General features: G+C 41.6%; 20 protein-coding genes. 4 read left to right on the top strand and 16 right to left on the bottom strand.

Going from position 1 to position 18,854, the window contains the following annotated elements; all coding sequences use genetic code 11:
• Nucleotides 1-23: 23 nt before the first annotated feature.
• The 15 genes from ACT3IB_RS02075 to ACT3IB_RS02005 all read right to left on the bottom strand — a co-directional run bounded on the left by ACT3IB_RS02075 (nt 24) and on the right by ACT3IB_RS02005 (nt 13,245).
• Nucleotides 24-350 (bottom strand): DUF5335 family protein, encoded by a 327-nt coding sequence (locus ACT3IB_RS02075; protein WP_491537362.1) that lies wholly within the window; start codon nt 348-350, stop codon nt 24-26.
• A gap of 116 nt (nt 351-466) precedes the next feature.
• Nucleotides 467-1,366: a F0F1 ATP synthase subunit gamma gene (locus ACT3IB_RS02070; RefSeq protein WP_491537361.1), complete on the bottom strand. Its 900-nt coding sequence runs from the start codon at nt 1,364-1,366 to the stop codon at nt 467-469.
• Nucleotides 1,353-2,894, bottom strand: a complete 1,542-nt coding sequence (locus ACT3IB_RS02065) for an alternate F1F0 ATPase, F1 subunit alpha (protein WP_491537360.1) — start codon at nt 2,892-2,894, stop codon at nt 1,353-1,355. Before ACT3IB_RS02065 ends, ACT3IB_RS02070 begins: the two co-directional genes overlap by 14 nt.
• A gap of 3 nt (nt 2,895-2,897) precedes the next feature.
• Nucleotides 2,898-3,698: a F0F1 ATP synthase subunit B family protein gene (locus tag ACT3IB_RS02060; RefSeq protein ID WP_491537359.1), complete on the bottom strand. Its 801-nt coding sequence runs from the start codon at nt 3,696-3,698 to the stop codon at nt 2,898-2,900.
• Between the two features lies 1 nt (nt 3,699).
• On the bottom strand, nt 3,700-3,978 hold the full coding sequence (locus ACT3IB_RS02055; RefSeq protein WP_491537358.1) for a F0F1 ATP synthase subunit C: 279 nt from the start codon (nt 3,976-3,978) through the stop codon (nt 3,700-3,702).
• Between the two features lie 31 nt (nt 3,979-4,009).
• Nucleotides 4,010-4,717 (bottom strand): F0F1 ATP synthase subunit A, encoded by a 708-nt coding sequence (locus ACT3IB_RS02050; protein ID WP_491537357.1) that lies wholly within the window; start codon nt 4,715-4,717, stop codon nt 4,010-4,012.
• A gap of 57 nt (nt 4,718-4,774) precedes the next feature.
• Nucleotides 4,775-5,065, bottom strand: coding sequence for an N-ATPase subunit AtpR (locus tag ACT3IB_RS02045; RefSeq protein WP_491537356.1), 291 nt, complete (start codon nt 5,063-5,065; stop codon nt 4,775-4,777).
• Nucleotides 5,066-5,086: 21 nt separating this feature from the next.
• The gene (locus tag ACT3IB_RS02040; protein WP_491537355.1) at nt 5,087-5,386 is read right to left on the bottom strand and encodes an AtpZ/AtpI family protein; all 300 of its coding nucleotides are present in this window, start codon (nt 5,384-5,386) and stop codon (nt 5,087-5,089) included.
• Nucleotides 5,387-5,399: 13 nt separating this feature from the next.
• Nucleotides 5,400-5,804, bottom strand: coding sequence for a F0F1 ATP synthase subunit epsilon (locus tag ACT3IB_RS02035; protein WP_491537354.1), 405 nt, complete (start codon nt 5,802-5,804; stop codon nt 5,400-5,402).
• Nucleotides 5,801-7,237 (bottom strand): F0F1 ATP synthase subunit beta, encoded by a 1,437-nt coding sequence (gene atpD, locus ACT3IB_RS02030; protein WP_491537353.1) that lies wholly within the window; start codon nt 7,235-7,237, stop codon nt 5,801-5,803. Before atpD ends, ACT3IB_RS02035 begins: the two co-directional genes overlap by 4 nt.
• Nucleotides 7,230-9,641 (bottom strand): phosphoenolpyruvate synthase, encoded by a 2,412-nt coding sequence (gene ppsA / locus ACT3IB_RS02025; RefSeq protein WP_491537352.1) that lies wholly within the window; start codon nt 9,639-9,641, stop codon nt 7,230-7,232. Before ppsA ends, atpD begins: the two co-directional genes overlap by 8 nt.
• A 15-nt stretch (nt 9,642-9,656) precedes the next feature.
• A complete protein-coding gene (locus ACT3IB_RS02020; protein ID WP_491537351.1) occupies nt 9,657-10,403 on the bottom strand; it encodes an SDR family NAD(P)-dependent oxidoreductase in 747 nt (248 codons plus the stop codon).
• Between the two features lie 76 nt (nt 10,404-10,479).
• Nucleotides 10,480-10,932, bottom strand: a complete 453-nt coding sequence (locus ACT3IB_RS02015) for an Hsp20/alpha crystallin family protein (RefSeq protein WP_491537350.1) — start codon at nt 10,930-10,932, stop codon at nt 10,480-10,482.
• 228 nt (nt 10,933-11,160) lie between these two features.
• Nucleotides 11,161-11,832 (bottom strand): response regulator, encoded by a 672-nt coding sequence (locus ACT3IB_RS02010; protein WP_491537349.1) that lies wholly within the window; start codon nt 11,830-11,832, stop codon nt 11,161-11,163.
• 18 nt (nt 11,833-11,850) lie between these two features.
• Nucleotides 11,851-13,245, bottom strand: a complete 1,395-nt coding sequence (locus ACT3IB_RS02005) for a PAS domain-containing sensor histidine kinase (protein WP_491537348.1) — start codon at nt 13,243-13,245, stop codon at nt 11,851-11,853.
• 349 nt (nt 13,246-13,594) lie between these two features.
• Here ACT3IB_RS02005 and ACT3IB_RS02000 point away from each other — a divergent pair, with 349 nt between their 5' ends.
• On the top strand, nt 13,595-14,251 hold the full coding sequence (locus ACT3IB_RS02000) for a dienelactone hydrolase family protein (RefSeq protein WP_491537347.1): 657 nt from the start codon (nt 13,595-13,597) through the stop codon (nt 14,249-14,251).
• 189 nt (nt 14,252-14,440) lie between these two features.
• Here ACT3IB_RS02000 and ACT3IB_RS01995 read toward each other — a convergent pair whose 3' ends face one another.
• Entirely contained in the window at nt 14,441-15,160 is a 720-nt protein-coding gene (locus tag ACT3IB_RS01995) for a hypothetical protein (protein ID WP_491537346.1), read from the bottom strand.
• Between the two features lie 267 nt (nt 15,161-15,427).
• On the opposite strand from ACT3IB_RS01995, the gene deoC reads away from it, so the two are divergent.
• From deoC to ACT3IB_RS01980, 3 genes are all read left to right on the top strand, one after another.
• A complete protein-coding gene (gene deoC / locus ACT3IB_RS01990; protein ID WP_491537345.1) occupies nt 15,428-16,327 on the top strand; it encodes a deoxyribose-phosphate aldolase in 900 nt (299 codons plus the stop codon).
• Between the two features lie 78 nt (nt 16,328-16,405).
• Nucleotides 16,406-17,926, top strand: a complete 1,521-nt coding sequence (locus ACT3IB_RS01985; protein WP_491537344.1) for an aldehyde dehydrogenase family protein — start codon at nt 16,406-16,408, stop codon at nt 17,924-17,926.
• 55 nt (nt 17,927-17,981) lie between these two features.
• The gene (locus ACT3IB_RS01980; protein ID WP_491537343.1) at nt 17,982-18,851 is read left to right on the top strand and encodes an aldehyde dehydrogenase family protein; all 870 of its coding nucleotides are present in this window, start codon (nt 17,982-17,984) and stop codon (nt 18,849-18,851) included.
• Nucleotides 18,852-18,854: the final 3 nt, after the last annotated feature.

The following is an 18,854-nucleotide window of genomic DNA, read 5'->3' as shown; positions in this document are numbered from 1 at the left end:
CTGTCCCTTTTTGATATTTCTGTTTACCTGATGTCAATGATACTTTTCTCACCATCTCGGCGAACCACCATCATCCCCGTAAGCCAACCATTTTGCTCTTCATTTACGTAAATCTCTTGGGGATGAGAAATAAGGTGATCCAGTTTATCAATCTGTATTTCAAGAATATCGCTTCTGGGATCGTAAGTGATGCCTTTCAGAGGCGTCCAGTTAATCTCATGCTGCGCTCCCATATCCTCCGAAAGTACTTGAATTTCAATGTATTCCGGCTGTTTATCTTTCAAGTATTTTAATGAGAATGTATCAAAATACTTTTGCCACTGACGTTTACTAATTTTTTTGGATTCCATAACGGCCCTCTGTGCTTTATTAATTCGGTGGATTACAGATATGTATAAAAAAACAGCAATGACTTACTACAGGTTATACCCCACTTCATTGTCCGTTTATTCCTTACAGCAGCCAGTTATAAATTTGAATCGTCCTCTTCTCTCAATACCTCAAAGCTAGATGTAATATCAAGGATCTCCTCGGTTATAGCCACCTGACGCTGCATTTGATATTTTTTTGTCAAATCATGAATCATATCCCCAATTTTTTTTTCAGCAATCTGCATTGCTATAAGCCTGCTATTATTTTCAGCCGATAACGACGAAGCAAGCGCACGGTATAGAGAAACAAAGAGTAATTGCCTGGTCAGCTCAGATAACAGTATGCTCGATTCCATGCTATAGGTAGGGATGCTTCGTCCCTCCCACGACTTGCCAACGATGGTTTGAATCCAGCCAGCATCAAACGGTAACAACTGTTGATAGTTGGGCTCAAAAGCTGAGTTCGTCACGGGATGATTATAAAAAAGCTGAACGCCTGGTACTTCTCCCTTGGTATTTAATTGCTGAACTGCACTTACCAGCTCTTGTACCGTTGTATTGATACGCTCAATGGTACTTGGCATCTCATAGCTATATTCAACGGAATATCCATAGCGCTCCAAATTAGCAATAATACGATGTCCAAGAGTAACGATTTGTACACCATTACCCCATTTGTTGGAATGTTGATCTACATAAGAAGCCAATACCTCATTAAACGTGCCACACAACGGTTGACCAGATCCAAAAACAATCAAGAGCTGTTCAGAAGAGTCTTCATTCACTGAAACATTCATCAATTGTCCCAATTGCGGCTGGCTTTGCAATACAATTTGAAGCCCTTTCTCTATAGATAAGTAATAACTTTTTATTGATTCCACAGCATGATCGTACTGATTAACACTTACAGCAGCAAGCCCCTTCATTGTCTTAACTATAGACTCTAAATCTTTGGCACTCTTTATTTTGCGTGATATGTCTTTAATCAATTCCATATATTACCCCCGCCATTGAGGCTACAATTCTTTTAATAATATCATCCAGTTCAGATCGTTCCTCATCAGTCAAAATATCACCGGCCGCAATTTTCTTGGATATTTCACCGAGTTCATTCTGTGAAATCTCGGCAACCTTTTCTTTAAAACTATCAATTGCTGAAATAGGAAGTTCATCAAGCATACCTTTGGTTACCGCCCACAGTTCAATAATCTGCTGATATACAGGCATTGGGTTAAATTGTTTTTGTTTAAGAATCTCTCGTATCCGCTTGCCCCGTTCAATGATCTGTTTTGTTTTCTCATCCATACGAGCTCCAAAGCGTGCAAATGCTTCAAGCTCTTGGAATTGTGTATACGACAATCGCACATTCTTAGACACATTTCGATAATATGGGAGTTGCGCTTTGCCACCTACCCGCGAGACCGAAATTCCGATGTCAATAGCTGGCAAGATATCTTTTTGAAACAGCTCGGGAGATAAATAAAGTTGCCCATCTGTTATTGAAATCAGATTCGTTGGGATAAATGCTGATATGTTTTGAGCTTCGGTCTCAATAATTGGCATAGCTGTAAGAGATCCGCCCCCAAATTCAGTTTTAAGATGGGTGGCACGTTCCAGCAGCCGGGCATGGATATAAAAAATATCGCCGGGATAGGCCTCACGACCCGGCGGACGACGCAACAGTAGCGCAAGCTGACGATAAGCCCGCGCATGCCAGGTAAGATCGTCATAAACAACAAAGACATCTCTACCCTGTTCCATAAAATACTCCCCGATACTTGTTGCTGCATAAGGAGCAATATACTGTATGCCGGCAGGCGAATTACCCGGTGCTGATACAACTATGCTATGTTTAAGGGCATCATAGGATTCTAACTCATTAATGACTTTGGCTATATCAGCACTTTCTTTACCGATAGCGCAATATATGCAAATGACCCCGGTTTCAGCCTGATTAATTATTGTATCTAAAGCAATAGCAGTTTTTCCAGTTTGGCGATCTCCGAGTACAAGCTCACGCTGACCTCTTCCGATAGGAATAAGCGCATCAATTGTTTTAATGCCAGTTTGTAGTGGTGTAGAAACTGGGGCCCGGTGCATAATCGGTGGCGCAGGACGCTCGAGCGGATACCGATCGACTGTGCGGATAGGTCCTTTTTCATCATGGGCACGGCCAAGCGGATCAATCACTCGTCCAAGTAGTGATTCCCCTACTGGAATATCTAAAATACGCCCGGATCGATGAACTTTTTGCCCAGCTTCAATAGATTGAGGATCATCCAACAAGATAACACCAACAGCATTTGGGTCAAGATTATAAGCCATCCCTAAAATATTATTGGGAAAATAGATCAGCTCCTCTGCACCTACATTTGGCAATCCATCCACAATGGCCGTACTCTCTGCAACTGACAGAACGGTTCCTATCTCTTCAAAAACAGGCTCGTGAGTATGATCCTCAAGTGTTTGATCTAAAATCTCAAATACATTTCCGATGATATTTTTAAAAATAGGTTTTTCCATATGTCATTTTACTGACTCTGATTCTGCAACTTGATCAATAGTTGACTGCTCAACCAAAAATTGATCGATCTCTTTCGTGAGTTGTTCAATATACCTTGCAAGGTTCCAGGTCATGCTCCAACCCTTTAGATTAATTTCTATCCCAAATCCTAATTCATCGGATTGCTTAAACGCAATTTCGAGTTCTGTTTCAGAAACTTGTCGCAGTAAATTCGTGAGTTTATGTTTTTGATCTCCGGTCAATGGAAACGAGCTATTTATTTCTGCCTTATTAACCTGTTGGGCCTGACTATTTTTTTGTAGCTGCTGTTTCTTTTCATCCGGAAGCTGTTCCAATCTTTCACAGAAATAATCTACGGTTTGCTCCTCGAGGTTACGTTCTGATAAATCTTGTAGAACCCGTTCAATCAAATCGATAATTTGAGCTGCTGTTTCTTTGCTTAATTGATCGAGAAATAACTTCTTTTCCGTTTCAAGTGCTTCTTCCCAGCGATTGCGAACCTCCATCATCTCCGCCCGCAAATCGTCGAGCCATTGTTTTCGTTTTTCTTCAACATGCTTTCGAGCATCTCCCAATAACTCATCTTTTTGCTCTTCAAATTGATTAAGTCGGTTCTTTAGCTCTTGCTCCTGTTGTTCCGCATCCAATTTTGTTTGCCTTGCTTCTTCAAGTTCGGAAATGATTTTTTGCTCACGATCGGCCATAGCCTTATTGATTGGCTTAAACAGAAAACGTTGCAGCAACCAAATGAGGATCAAAAAGTTGATGACCTGAGAAACAAATGTGAACCAATCGAATTGCACGCTATCCTCCACCGAGCTGAATCACATAATCCCAGAAAGGATTTGCAAAAATTAAAATTAATGAGATCACAAAACAGTAAATAGCGGTAGATTCTACCATTGCAAGTCCCACAAAAAGAGTTCTCGTAATTGTGTTCGACTCATCCGGCTGTTGAGCAATAGCATTTAACGCCTGTGAAAGGGCTCTCCCTTCTCCAAGTGCCGGCCCCACTGATCCAACAGCAATAGTAACGCCCGCAATAATAATTGATACCATACCGATGATACTAACTGAATCCATAATTACTCTCTATTTTTTTAAAATTAGACTACTAATCTTTTTTTATTTCTGTTGATAAACTACTTTCGTCAGCTTCATGGGCCCGCTGTCCTGATGCAATATACACCAAAGCTAAAATTGAAAACACATAAGCCTGGATAACACCAATCAGTAACCCGAACGCCTGTACTAATACCGGAAAGAATAACGGTGCCAAGCTCAATAAAATGGCAACAATCAGACTTCCGCTCATCATATTTCCAAATAATCGTATTGCCAACGCAATAGTACGAGAAAGCTCTCCGATAATATTAAAGGGCAACATAATGGGTGAAGGCCGCATATAATGAGCAAAATATTCTTTTGCTCCTTGCCGGGCGATTCCAAAAATTGGCACTGCTATAAATACACAGCTGGCTAAAGCCGCTGTAGTTGACAATGATGTTGTGGGGGCTGAAATCCCCGGAAAAATATCTAAGACGTTTAATGCAAGAATGAATAAAAAAAGCGTACCGATAAAAGGTAAATAGTAGTTCGGGTTTTGCTGACTTGCTTCTCGAATTTGATCTTTAATCATCGATACAAGTACTTCCAAAAAGTTTTGCCACCGATTCATTTGAATATCAGATTGTAGTTTTCGACTTATCAACCACGATCCACTTACCAAAACCACCATAACTACCCAAGTGTACACCAGCGTAGCGGTAATACGGACAATACCCCACTCCCAAAAAATGATCTGATCAGTAGTTAGCTCCATGGATTACCTTATTAGAAATTATAATCATACTTGGGTATTGATATGTCAGTATCCACATCATTCGCTTTTTATTGGTTTTGAGTGATCCATTGTTTTTCGAGTGACCGCTAATCGGCCAAAAATAAACCCGAGTAATGCCACGGCCATCAGCTGCCATTGTACCCTTAGCAACAAATAAAATCCGGATAAAACGATGGTCATACGAATACAAAAGCTGACAAAAATCCAGAAATAGGGATGTTTTATTGTTGGTATGGATTCCACGGTTTTCCAGAGTCCCCAGAAAAATAGATATCCCATTGCAATGCCTGCTAAAAAACTGACTAAAACTGCGAATATCGTACCCATAACCAACACCCTTATATTTTATCATTTTTGTTGACTCTCACTGCTAACCCAATACCAAGCATTTAAACAGCCTATGGCAATACCAATCACAAGTAGCATCAACGTCCATGAATACTGGCTTGGATATCGAGCATCAATCCATATACCCAACGCAAGAAAAAGCAACGTTGGCATAGTAACCGACCATCCTACAAGACCAAACATGCCAACCCCGTACCAAAGACCACGATCTTTCTGCTTGCGTGCCTCAATCTTACGCCGGGATTTTTCTTTTATCTGCTCTTCAAACTGCTTTTCGGTTTTGTGATCTTGTTCAGCCATATTACATACGACGTTAATTCCTGATTTTTTGCAGCTCTACAAACCGTCGAATAAAATCAGCCTGTAGCTGTTCAAGTGCTATTTGTGTTTCTTGTTCTTTCTTATCTAATACATAAAATTCTTCTTGAACGACCCTTTCCAAATCATCAAGATTGTGCCCTTCTATGGCGTGCCGTACAGATATAAAAACGTGGTCAGCTTGCTTTATGAGAATTCCTGAATTGATAGCCATAAAAGTTTCCTTCTCACCAATCATAAAATTCAGTATTCCCGGAGCCAGTGCTGATACATAATCGATATGGCGTGGTTTTAAACAGAATGAACCATTCTGTGCTTCGGCTATAATTTTTTCAACTCCCTGGAACGTCTTCTTTTGTTCCGGTGTCATAATGTTCAATGTCATATGCCTATCACTCATACCTTCTTATCTATTGCACTTTTAATCGATCCAATCATGTAAAAATCCTGTTCATCCATATCCGGAAATTCATCCTGCAAAATAGCGTCACACCCTTCGATAGTATCTTCAAGTGATACCATTACCCCTTCGGTCCCCGTAAACTGTTCGGTAACCGAAAACGGCTGAGTAAAAAAACGCTCCAGCCGACGTGCTCGTTTTACCAAACGCTGATCTTCCGGAGCCAGCTCTTCTAATCCCAGCATCGAAATGATATCTTTCAGCTCCTCATAATACGCCAAAGTCTCTTTAACCTGCTGCGCAATTCGGTAATGGCGTTGCCCCACAACGGCTTGTGAAAGCATCTTTGATCCCGATTCAAGCAAATCTATGGCCGGATATAAACCAAGGCTGGCCCGTTCTCTGGAAAGCACTATAAATGCGGAAAGATGAGCAAAGGTGTGTACTACTGCCGGATCAGTAAAATCATCAGCTGGAACATAAACCGCCTGTACCGAAGTAATGGCTCCGTTTTTAGTACTGCTTATTCGTTCTTCAAGCTCTGCAAGTTCTGTTCCCATGGTCGGCTGATATCCCATGCGGGAGGAAATTTTCCCCATCAAACCTGAAACTTCTGCCCCTGCCTGTACAAAACGGAAAATATTATCAATAAGGAGCAAAACATCACGACGTTCACAGTCTCGAAAATACTCTGCCATTGTTAAAGCAGCATGTCCCACTCGAAACCGTGCCCCCGGGGCTTCATTCATTTGACCAAACAACATCAATGTATTAGGGAGCACTCCTGACTCACTAATTTCTCGATACAACTCTTCAGCTTCTCTACAACGCTCCCCAATGCCACAAAAAATACTTATCCCCTGATATCCCTCCACAATATTACGGATTAATTCCATGATGAGCACCGTTTTTCCGACTCCGGCTCCGCCAAACAATCCGGCTTTACCACCACGCTGAATAGGCGCTAAAAGGTCTATCGCTTTTATGCCCGTATGTAAAATTTCGCTGCTTCGGGAATGTGAGGTCAGCGGAATGCTTTTACTGTGTATCGATTTTTTTTGGGCCGTTATCGGATCTCCAAAGTCAAGCGGATCACCAAAAATATTAACCACTCTCCCCAGCAGCTCTCTGCCTACCGGCACACTAAGGGGCTCACCATTATTTTGAACTTCCATCCCTCGGGATAATCCCTGAGTGGGATGCAGGGCCATGCAACGAACTGTTTTACCATCTATGTGAGCAACGACTTCCGCAACTACTCCAACAGCATTTTCACGCTTAATAATGAGCTTGGTATCTATAGCAGGCAATTCATCATCAAACAAAACATCTATGACACTTCCGCGAATACGAATAACCCTTCCACTGCTTGTTTCTTTAACCTGCTTATCTTGCGACAGATCTTTTGCGGTATGATTTTTCGTGCTATACATGGGCAGCCCTCACCTTTTTCTCTGCCTTACCGACAGCCTGCAATACATCTACCACACTATCGGGATTTACGGATATAGAATCGATACCTGCCTCAACTAAAAATGCTGAATAAGCTGGATCATCACTCGGTGCCTGTCCGCAGAAGCCGACCGTAATCCCCTTTTCATGAGCTCGATCAATTATTTGCCTGATGGCTTCTTTGACCGCTTCATTTTTTTCGTCAAACAGGTACGACAACTCTGCGGAATCGCGATCCACTCCCAAAATCAGTTGAGTCAAATCATTGGACCCAATAGAAAATCCATCAAAATATTTAGCAAATTCACGAGCTAAAATTACATTTGAAGGAATTTCACTCATCATATAGATCTGAAGTCCTTTTTGACCACGTTTAAGCCCATGCGATTTCATGACCTTTAACACTTTTTTGGCCTCATCAATCGTGCGACAAAACGGGATCATAACAATGACGTTGTCCAGTCCTATTTGCTCGCGGACTTTCTTCAGTGCCTTACACTCCAATGCAAATCCTTCGGCATATCCTTCACTGTAATAGCGGCAAGCACCTCGCCATCCCAGCATCGGATTTGATTCTTTAGGCTCAAACATGCTTCCACCCAACAGATCGGCATATTCGTTGGTCTTAAAATCACTGGTGCGTACAATTACCGGATTGGGATATTGAGAAGCGGCTATTTTGGCAATCCCCTGGGAAAGCTGGTCTACAAAAAATGTGGTTTTGTCCTCATAACCACGGGTTAACTTTCGGATTTTTTCTCGATCATGCTCCTGTAACACCTTATCAAAATTAATTAATGCCTTTGGATGAATCTTAATATGTTGATTGATAATAAACTCCATCCTAGCCAGCCCAACACCCTGAACGGGCATTTTCCACCATTTAAAGGCCGATTCCGGAACCGCCAGGTTGAGCATAATCTTGGTTTCAGGAACTCGAAGTTTGCCCAAATTAATCTCCTCGACCTGATAATCCAGCAACCCATCAAAAACTTTCCCCTCATTTCCTTCGGCACACGATAGCGTTACAGACTGATCGTTTTTTAATATAGAAGTGCCATGCTGTGTACCCACTATAGCAGGTATACCAAGCTCACGACTTACAATAGCCGCATGACAGGTGCGTCCTCCTGCATCGGTAATAATGCCGGCAGCCCTTTTCATTGAAGGCACCCAATCGGGCTCAGTCATTTGAGTAACCAAAATATCATCGCTATTCACATCGGCAAGATCATCAACCGAATGAATTTTTTTTACCGTGCCGTTAACGATTTTATTACCAATACTTAGTCCTGTTAGTAAAAGAGAAACATCTTTCTCTTTTAAAACGTAGTTCTGAAAAGTTTGCTGATCTTGATCCATGGAATGAACTGTTTCGGGTCGTGCCTGAACAATATATAACTCCCCTGTTCGATCATCCTTTACCCATTCAATATCCATTGGGTACCCATAATGCTTTTCAATGGTAGAAGCCCAGCGAGCAAGCATCAAAACTTCGTCGTCCGATAATACAAATGCAGTCCGTTCCTCGGCCGTTGTAGAAATATTTTGAACTCTGCTGTCTTCATTGAATGCATAAATCAGTTTTTGCTCTTTACTGCCCAGCTTTTTTTCAAGTATTGGCGTGAGTCTCTTTTTATCGAGAAGAGGTTTAAAAACAGTGTACTCATCGGGATTTACCACTCCAAGAACAATATTTTCACCCAGTCCCCAGGCCCCATTGATGATAACGACTTCGGGAAATCCCGATTCCGTATCCAGCGTAAAAATGACTCCGGAACAAGAATTATTGGCCCTGATCATCTTCTGAACCCCAACCGAAAGAGCAACCTTAAAATGATCAAATCCTTTTTCTTCGCGATAAACTATAGCTCGAGCGGTAAATAATGAGGCATAACACTTACGACATGCTTTCAATAGGTCTTCTTCGCCTCGAATATTCAGATAGGTTTCCTGTAATCCTGCAAAACTTGCACCGGGCAGATCTTCAGCCGTCGCACTACTGCGGACCGCAACATCCACACTTGGCATATCATATCTTTCACATAACTGCCGGTAAAAATTGCGGATATCTTCGGCAATAGAGATTGGAAATATCCCATTTCCAATAAGTTTTCGAATTGCTCTACCGGCTTCCTCCACGGTTATTTTCTGGCGGTGATATTGATCTAAATAATTTTTAATTGGTTCTCTTAAATCATTATCATCAATAAACTTACGATAACATTCTGAGGTTGTAGCAAAGCCCAGTGGCACATTAATATTTTTGCTTGTTAGATGCTTCAACATCTCTCCCAGAGATGCATTTTTCCCGCCCACCTCTGCTACATTATTTTGATCCACATCGTACAGCCAATATACAAATGGTATTTGAGAGCTATCCATAATCTATTCCTTGAGTTATTGAGCGATATATCCTCCGTCAATTAAAAGGGTATGTCCTGTTATAAATGAAGCTTCCTCAGAGGCAAGCCAAACAATGGCGTTGGCAACTTCACGGGCTGTCCCCAACCTTCCTAATGGATGCAAGCCTACAGCTTTGGCTCTAATATCCGGATCTGACAATATTCCAGCCCGTTCAAGCATGGGTGTTTCGATGTACCCGGGACCAACGGCATTTACTCGGATGTTATTTTCAGCATAATCAAGAGCAGCAACCTTGGTAAGGCCCACCAAGGCATGTTTACTTGCCGTATAGGCCGGTGTCTGAGCTGTACCAACGGTTCCTAATATGGAAGAAACATTAATGACCACTCCTCCCCGTTCTATCATTTCAGGAATTTCGTATTTCATACATAGCCACTGACCCCTAAGATTGATATTGAGGACGTGATCCCATTCTTCAATAGTGTACTCAGCTGTTTTAGCCATTTTACCTTCTATTCCCGCGTTATTACAGGCTACATCAAGCTGACCAAATTCTTGCACTACATACTTTATCATTGACGCAACTTGTCCGGGATCAGAAATATCGCACGGTTTTACTATTGCCTCTCCTCCCCGTTCTATAATTTGTTGGCCAACAACATTAACTCCCTTTTCATCACAATCAGAAATAGCTACACGATATCCGTTTTCAACAAATTTAAAAGCTGTTGCCTTGCCAATTCCAGAAGCTGCCCCCGTTATTAGTGCCACTTTTTTCATACCCGTCTACGTTGATGAAATATTAAAAGGGGCTGCGCTTGAAACGCAGCCCCAGAACCTGACATTGCATCTTTAACTATTCAATAGGTACTTCTTTGCGCTTGCTTTTTTCAGCTTTTGGAACGGTTACTCTTAATATGCCCTCTTTAAATACGGCTTTTACTTTATCTTCTACAATTGAAGCCGGCAGAATTATAGACCGTTTGAAAGATCCGAATGAACGCTCGCTACGCAAATATCCCGGGCGTTCTTCTTTGTGAGTTTTTTTACGTTCACCTTCAATAGATAACACATTATCCTGGCAGTTGATTTGAATATCTTTTTTGGAGAGTCCTGGCAACTCCACTTCTACAATATATTCTCCATCCGTTTCAAACATATCGGTTGTTGGGGTCCAGGCAGTCATTCCTGCTTCATTTTCATCAAGTCTCCAGCTAAAGGGAATAAGCTCATTAAAAATGCGATCCATTTCTCTACGCAAATTGCTTACCGGGGCAGTCGTGGGCTGATATCTGGTTAGTTGTTTCATAATAACTCCTATCCTTTCTTTTGTGATTTATGTTGTCATGTCATGGGAAAATCCCACTGAAGTTGAACATAAAACATGCAAGGCAGTAGATGTGCAATAGGTTCTATGGTAGAGCTGTAAGTGAAAAAGAATTTTACAAATAGGTGAATTCCCTACGCAAAACTGACCAAATTTCGCCCTTTTTTATAACCGACAACAAGGATATCAAGTCCCAGTCATCAATATATTTTAATAAATACCGGAATGCTCGTTTTCCACCCATTTAACAGCATGAACCATCAGCTCGGTAGCATTCTCCAGGTTAAGTTTTGTTTTTATGCGGGCGCGATACGATTCCACAGTTTTTACTGAGAGATGCAGTTTTTCGGCAATATCACGAGTACTGTTGCCTTTGCCGGTCAGTTCAAAAACTTCCAGTTCGCGATCGCTAAGTTTTTCAATGGGAGATTCCATCACCTCCTTTTGACCGCGTGCCATTCCCAACAGTAACCGCTCGCTTACTTCCTCACTAACGTAGATGCCGCCATTCAAAACCTTCCTAACGGCCTTAAGCAATACTTCACTGGCTTCCAGCTTCATCACATAACCTTTTGCTCCGGCCCGGATAACCCGCTCAGCATAAAGCGATTCATCATGTCGTGAAACAACCAGCATCTTCTGGTCTTCCTTTTGCGATATTATATGTTTTACCAATTCAAGGCCGCTCATCCCGGGAAGCGATACATCCACAATAATCAAATCGGGACTGAGTTCATCTAGTCTTTGAATAAGTTCTTCGCCGCGATCAAGTTGCTCAATCACCTCATATGCAGGATCAGAATCAAGGGTAAGGGCAAGTCCCTTACGCATTAAAGGATGATCATCAACTACAACAATACTTTTTTTAAATTGGGTTGACATAAGAGTTCACCTTATTTTCTAATTGTTATATGGAATGGTACATACGACTTTAGTTAGCTGATCTTCGGTTTCAAAAATTTCAATACGGCCCGATAATATGCTCGCACGATATCGCATTATATTTATACCCATTCCTTTTTTCTTTTTGTTCTTCTGGGATTCACTAAATCCAATTCCGTCATCCTTTACTGAGAGTTGTAAAGAACCATCTTCCTCTTTTAGATCTATCGCAATATTGCTGGCTTTCCCATGCTTTACAGCATTACTAATTGATTCCTGAGCTATTCTGTATAAATGCATGCCCTGCATATTATTATGAATATTAATATCATGCTCATTATTAATTGTGCATTGTACATCAAAAAGTTTTTCTACTTGTTGTGCCAACTGATCTAATGCAGTATCAAGCCCCTCTTTCTTAAAATCAATATAGACCAATCCATGCGCCAAAGCCTTCGCATATTCATCAGCCTCTTTTATCAAATCAGCGATTTCCTGCACTTCACCAGCACCTTGTATCCCGTTAGACTCCAGTTTTTTAGCTAAGTTTTTGCTAATTAGATATATACCGGTCAACATTTGGCCGAGTCCGTCATGCAGATCTTGCCCCAAACTTCTGCGCTCTTCCTCTGAAATGCGTAATATTTCCCGCTCAAGGCGTCGGCGTTCACTGATATCATTAACCACTCCTGTAAACAGTCGATTTCCTTCCCATTCAACCTCACTGACCGACAGCTCCAGCGGAAATGTGGATCCATCTTTCCGCTGCCCAACCATCTCTCTCCGGTATCCAATCGCACGTTTTTCCTCTGTTTCAGAATATCTCGTTACATAATTATCACTCGAACTTTTTGGTTCCGGTATAAGTATATTCACATTTTTACCTATGACTTCTTCTTCGCTATATCCAAAGATGCGAGAAGCAGAATGATTAAAATCCAGAATACGACCTTCAATATCAGTAGTAATTATTCCATCCACCGTTGTCTCCAAAATTGTTTGGGCCCGAGCTTTGTTTTCTTCCAGTTTCTGTTCAATCTTCTTCAATTTGCCAATATCGTGTGCAGAAGCAATGATAGACTCGGGCTTTCCATCATCACCCACCAGCGGTCTGGCATAAACATCAACCCAGATTATTTCACCCTCTTTAGTAATACTTTTCCATTGTCCTTGTACTTCCTCTCCTGAATTTAACTTTCGAATGTCCTTGTAATATCTTTGTTCCGCTACAAAAGGATATATTTTGCTTAACGGCTTATTGAGCATTTCTTCGCTTGAATAGCCGAATATTTGTTCGCATGCACTATTCCAGAATGTAACAGTCCCATCTAAATCTGTACTAATAACCCCCTGATTTATGTGCTCCAAAATCTGACGGGGATCAGGAGTTTCTGTTATTTCATTCTGTATCATATTTGCTCTCTTTTTATAAGATAATACACCTTATTCGTACAAAAGTCATTATTACATCCACATCTTCATATATATTTCATCTCACAGATATGAGAGGGGAAAGCTGCGTTTATTATTATACCAACCAATTGAGATATGTAATATAATAGAACCTCCCTTACAGTAGGCGGGGATATTCCCCACATCAATTTATTGCTACCAAAACAAAGGAAATAAGAAAATCCCTACAGGGTATTTCTTACATAACATCGATTTTTCCTTTCAGATAGGATTAAATACCCTCTAAAGTCACTAATAAGAATTCGATATTTTAACTATAGAAAATCAGAATTATAAACAGTGTAATCATATGTACGAGATTAAACTTCAACTGCCTTTTCGTAGTTTTTACATTACCGGTACCATGGTTTTACCCGTTAAGGCTCGCTCTTTAGTTATTTTTGCCCATGGATGGGGAAACACATCAGAAAGTCCACATGAGCACGCCATAGCCAAGTATTTGCAAAAAGAAGGTTTGGGTACACTTATGTTTGATTTAAGGGAAGGAAATGCCAAGCAGCCGGATAATCTTAAAGATATGACACTCTTAACCGAGGGGTTATTGACAGCTACCCAGTGGATTAACGGGCATTCACAATATCAAAAATTACATATCGCATATCTGGGAAGCGGAACAGGAGCAGCCGTTGCTATTGAAGTTGTAAACAAGTTGCCATCCCATATCGTAGAGGCCATTATCTCGGTAAGTGGACGTGTAGATCTCGTTCGAAAAGAGCTTACCGGAATATCCTGCCCAAGCTTGTTTATTGTAGGTGAGCTTGATTTCCAAACTTTAAACATAAACCAACATTTACTAAAGTATGTAAAAGGGCAAAAACAGCTGGCCATTATTCCAAGTGCTTCCCACTTGTTTGAGGAAATTGGTAAACAAGAGAAAGTGGCCAAGATTATCAGTTCATGGCTAAAAAAATATATGCCTGCCAGGCAAGAAAAAATGACGATATAGAAAAGGGAGATGAGTGTTATCCCATCTCCCCAAGCGCACTACTTCAAAGCATCTCCCTAAAACTCTGAAGTAAGGACCTCTCTCTAAGCTTCCAATAAATTAATCAACTATTGCAGTATAGATTTCTAATCTTCCAGAAACAAATCTTAGTTGTAGTTGTTTAGTCTATTACTAATGTGGGATTTACCACTAGTTGATTTTTCTAACCTTGCTAAGCCACTCATTTGCCCATTCATGTTCACAAGTCTGAAGCGAATCATTCAGCAAACTTTTTTTCATAATAGTTTTTACCATTGGGTACTCTTCTTTCATCCAACGCTCCATCTTTTGTTTTCCCCTTATTGGATTGTCAGCAACCACCCTGGCCCAACAGCAGGCAACCTCGTCCTGCAACACTTTATAATCATGATTCCATACAAAATTGCCTACAAATGTTGCTGTAACCCATTCCAACAACTCCAAGACTTCAAGAACTGACTCCTCATCCTTTAAAAGTTCAGCGCAACAAACAGCAGCCAAGCTGGCACGCTGCTCCAGAGGCGTTCCGTTTTTCCATTCAGCAGTGTACTCAATCAGTCGATGAAAGTTTTTTTGCCCGATATATCGCAAGGCTTTAAGAACCGCTTTTCGAGTAGTAAGTCTGGGATCATTTGCACACTCCCGCAGCTGATTAAGCAATCCCTGATCATAATATTTCGATAAGTACATTCCGTATCCTAAAACACCGCAATAGGTTAAAAAAGCCTCTGCTGTTCCCTCAGGTGCCTCAATGTGGTCTATGCGGACAAATCGTTTAAAATCCATCAAAGTACCTACCCTGGCGAATGTCTCTGCAAGTTCAACATTTATCTTATTTCCCGAAATAAAGGCGTGCTCCATAAGAAATGCAGGCCATTGTTTGGGTGACATATTAATTAATACCTTCTCATAGCTCTCAATATCATTCACTTGACCTCCCCTTTTAAGATTTATGCTTTGCAGAATACTAAATTTTGTACACCCGTGGTATAAGGGAAAAACCTACAGGCTGTACAACCTCAGAAACTTATTAGCCCGATTAAATCATTGTTATATTTTGGGGGAATTACAATCTATTCTTACCTTCAAAAGGAAACAAAAGTACATTTTTATGCTGCACTTGACGCTCTTTCAGCATTAACAAAGAACAATTTCATTTTGAAGATTTCTGAAGTCACAAAAACGGTACCCATCGATGAAGTAGGCGTTGAAGAACGAGTAGCTCGACTCAACTCCAGAAGTATTAAAAAAGAATCTAAGGTGCAGGCCCTGAAACTGGCTCTCAGCATGATTGACTTAACCACGTTAGAGGGTATGGATACACCGGGAAAGGTGATCCAGCTTTGTCAAAAAGCTAAGGAACCTCATGTTGCGCTTCCTGATCTTCCCACTGTTGCCGCCGTCTGCGTCTATCCTAATATGGTGCCTGTAGCTAAAAAAGCGCTACGCGGAACAGACATCAATATTGCGAGTGTAGCCACAGCATTTCCCAGTGGAATGAGTACGCTTGAGGCCAAAATCGAGGAAACGAAACAAGTGGTCGAGGACGGAGCTGATGAAGTGGATATGGTGATATCCCGCGGTGAGTTTTTGAAAGGCAATTACAGCTATGTGTATGATGAAATCGTGGCTGTCAAAGAAGCCTGTGGAGATGCTCACTTAAAAGTAATTTTAGAGACCGGGGAACTTCAAACGTATGAAAACGTACGAAAAGCGAGCGACTTGGCCATGCATGCCGGTGCTGATTTTATTAAAACATCCACCGGAAAAGTAAAACCCGCCGCCACACAGCCGGTAACGTTAGTGATGCTTGAAGCAATTCGTGACTATTTTTATGATACTGGACGCATGGTGGGTATGAAACCGGCGGGCGGCATCCGTAAGGCCAAACAAGCCATCCAATATTTAGTGCTTGTCAAGGAAACACTCGGTACTGATTGGTTAACCCCCGAATATTTCCGTTTTGGCGCCAGTTCACTAACCAATGACCTGTTAATGCAGATCGTAAAACAACAAACAGGAGTCTATCAGGGTGTGGAATACTTTTCAAATGACTAAACAAGACTGCTGCCGGATGTTTACATACGTTCCTGATACAACGATTATGATTAATTAACTTTTATAGATTTTATTGCTATGTCTGAAGATTCAAAACAAGCTGAAGCTGTTGAAGAAAAACCCTATAAACCTACTTCTCCAAGTTCAAAACTGAATTTTGATGGTTTTTGGGAATATAATGACGCCCCCCAAAGCGCAGAACACGTGGAATATAAAGATCAGTATGATCTATTCATCGGTGGAGAATTCATTACTCCCGAGAAAGGCCGCTATTTTGATTCATTGAATCCCGCCACAGAAGAAAAGTTAACTTCTTTTGCCGAAGCTACACAGCAGGATATTAATAAAGCGGTAAAAGCAGCACGCCATGCTTTTGACAAAAGCTGGTCAACACTGGAAGCTAGAGAACGGGGCAAGTATATCTTCCGATTAGCCCGGCTTATTCAGGAACGTGCTCGGGAGTTTGCCATACTCGAAAGTATGGACGGCGGAAAGCCCATCCGAGAATCGCGGGATGTCGATGTGCCTCTTGCTGCTGCTCATTTCTTCTACTACGCAGGATGGGCTGACAAGCTTGATTACGCTTTTCCCGGCAAAAAAGCCGAACCACTCGGAGTTGCGGGACAAATTATTCCATGGAACTTTCCTCTTCTAATGCTGGCCTGGAAAGTTGCCCCTGCCCTTGCAACGGGCAATACTGTTGTTCTTAAGCCCGCAGAAACGACCTCCCTAACAGCGCTAAAATTTGCAGAATTATGTCAGGATGCCGGATTACCCGATGGCGTGGTTAATATTGTAACTGGTGCCGGACAAACGGGGTCTGCAATTGTCAATCATGACGATATCGACAAGATTGCATTTACCGGATCTACTGAAGTCGGAAAGATCATCAAAAAATCGTTGGCAGGGACTGACAAGCGCTATACCCTTGAGCTTGGTGGCAAAGGACCGAATATTATTTTTGAAGATGCTCCGCTGGATCAAGCTGTCGAGGGTATCGTTAATGCCATTTTCTTCAATCAGGGACATGTGTGCTGTGCCGGATCGCGCCTGTTTGTGCAAGAAGGGGTTTCCGATACCGTAATCCAAAAACTGCGTGACCGTATGGAAACGCTAATCGTTGGTGATCCACTGGATAAGAATACCGATATCGGTGCCATTAACTCTGAGCAGCAATACAACAAAATTAGCGAGTATCTGGAAATTGGCGTTAATGAGGGTGCAGAGATGTATCAAAGCTCCTGCCAAATTCCCGAGACTGGTTATTTCTGTCGCCCCACCCTGTTCACCAATGTGGGGCAGTCTAATCGCATTGTACAGGAAGAAATTTTTGGACCGGTTTTGACCGTTCAAACATTCCGTACAGCCGAAGAAGGAATCCAAAAAGCCAACAATACCCCCTATGGCTTGGCTGGTGGTGTTTGGACGGATAAAGGATCCAAGATTTTCAAAACCGGCAGTGAAATTCGTAACGGCGTGGTTTGGTCGAATACGTATAACAAATTTGATCCTACTTCTCCCTTTGGCGGCTACAAAGAAAGTGGTGAAGGTCGTGAAGGCGGTCTGCAGGGATTGTATCCGTACGTTAAATTGCAGTAACCAAATACATTACTGGCTTACGCTTAAAATGAGAATGATTTTAAAATAGCATATTATGTCTGACAGAATTGAAGTTTTAAAAACCTATAAAACATATGTCGGTGGCAATTTCCCACGGACAGAATCCGGACGTTATTACAAGATCTACGATGGAGATAAGAATATTTTAGCCAATGCCTGCCAATGTTCCCGGAAAGATCTAAGAGATGCTGTTGTTGCAGCCCGCAATGCTCAGAAAGACTGGAATGGTCGCAGCGCATATAACCGTGGACAAATTTTGTACCGCATCGCCGAAATGCTTGAAACGCGTAAAGCTCAATTTGTAGAAGAGCTGGAAATGATTGGTTATAAAACAAAAAAGGCAAAAGCTGAAGTTGAAGCTTCTATTGACCGTCTTATTTACTATGCCGGCTGGTCGGATAAATATCAGCAGGTATTTGGTACCATAAACCCTGTTTCAAGCTCTCATTTTAACTTTTCGATGCCTGAACCGATGGGTGTCGTAAATATTTGGGCGCCTGAAGAACGTCCGCTTTTAGGATTGGTTTCTGTGATGGCTCCAGTTATCATAGGTGGCAACACCTGTGTGATCCTGGCATCTGAGAAGTATCCGTTAAGTGCCATCAGTTTTGCAGAAGTACTTAATTCTTCGGACGTTCCCGGCGGAGTAGTCAATATTTTGACGGGGTTCAGAGATGAACTTTTAGAACATATGACCACCCATAAAGATGTAAATGCATTCTTTTATACCGATCCGGACATTGAACAAGACCAACGGAAACAAATTGAGGAGAACGCCACTTTAAACCTTAAGCGGGTTAGACGCAGACCCATAGAGGATTGGCTGTCAGAAGAAGCACAATCTCCCTATTACATCACTGATTTCCAAGAAACGAAAACAACGTGGCATCCGGTAGGCCTTTAATTT

The organism is Fodinibius sp. GM21 (genome assembly GCF_058386955.1).
Note: the sequence above shows the minus strand (reverse complement) of the source record. Positions and strands in the feature narration are given on the sequence as shown.

Coding starts and splice junctions, on each gene's coding strand:
- ACT3IB_RS02075 (WP_491537362.1), bottom strand. CDS start 350: ATGGAATCCAAAAAAATTAGTAAACGTCAGTGGCAAAAGTATTTTGAT.
- ACT3IB_RS02070 (WP_491537361.1), bottom strand. CDS start 1,366: ATGGAATTGATTAAAGACATATCACGCAAAATAAAGAGTGCCAAAGAT.
- ACT3IB_RS02065 (WP_491537360.1), bottom strand. CDS start 2,894: ATGGAAAAACCTATTTTTAAAAATATCATCGGAAATGTATTTGAGATT.
- ACT3IB_RS02055 (WP_491537358.1), bottom strand. CDS start 3,978: ATGGATTCAGTTAGTATCATCGGTATGGTATCAATTATTATTGCGGGC.
- ACT3IB_RS02050 (WP_491537357.1), bottom strand. CDS start 4,717: ATGGAGCTAACTACTGATCAGATCATTTTTTGGGAGTGGGGTATTGTC.
- ACT3IB_RS02045 (WP_491537356.1), bottom strand. CDS start 5,065: ATGGGTACGATATTCGCAGTTTTAGTCAGTTTTTTAGCAGGCATTGCA.
- ACT3IB_RS02040 (WP_491537355.1), bottom strand. CDS start 5,386: ATGGCTGAACAAGATCACAAAACCGAAAAGCAGTTTGAAGAGCAGATA.
- ACT3IB_RS02035 (WP_491537354.1), bottom strand. CDS start 5,804: ATGAGTGATAGGCATATGACATTGAACATTATGACACCGGAACAAAAG.
- atpD (WP_491537353.1), bottom strand. CDS start 7,237: ATGTATAGCACGAAAAATCATACCGCAAAAGATCTGTCGCAAGATAAG.
- ppsA (WP_491537352.1), bottom strand. CDS start 9,641: ATGGATAGCTCTCAAATACCATTTGTATATTGGCTGTACGATGTGGAT.
- ACT3IB_RS02020 (WP_491537351.1), bottom strand. CDS start 10,403: ATGAAAAAAGTGGCACTAATAACGGGGGCAGCTTCTGGAATTGGCAAG.
- ACT3IB_RS02015 (WP_491537350.1), bottom strand. CDS start 10,932: ATGAAACAACTAACCAGATATCAGCCCACGACTGCCCCGGTAAGCAAT.
- ACT3IB_RS02010 (WP_491537349.1), bottom strand. CDS start 11,832: ATGTCAACCCAATTTAAAAAAAGTATTGTTGTAGTTGATGATCATCCT.
- ACT3IB_RS02005 (WP_491537348.1), bottom strand. CDS start 13,245: ATGATACAGAATGAAATAACAGAAACTCCTGATCCCCGTCAGATTTTG.
- ACT3IB_RS02000 (WP_491537347.1), top strand. CDS start 13,595: ATGTACGAGATTAAACTTCAACTGCCTTTTCGTAGTTTTTACATTACC.
- ACT3IB_RS01995 (WP_491537346.1), bottom strand. CDS start 15,160: ATGTCACCCAAACAATGGCCTGCATTTCTTATGGAGCACGCCTTTATT.
- ACT3IB_RS01985 (WP_491537344.1), top strand. CDS start 16,406: ATGTCTGAAGATTCAAAACAAGCTGAAGCTGTTGAAGAAAAACCCTAT.
- ACT3IB_RS01980 (WP_491537343.1), top strand. CDS start 17,982: ATGTCTGACAGAATTGAAGTTTTAAAAACCTATAAAACATATGTCGGT.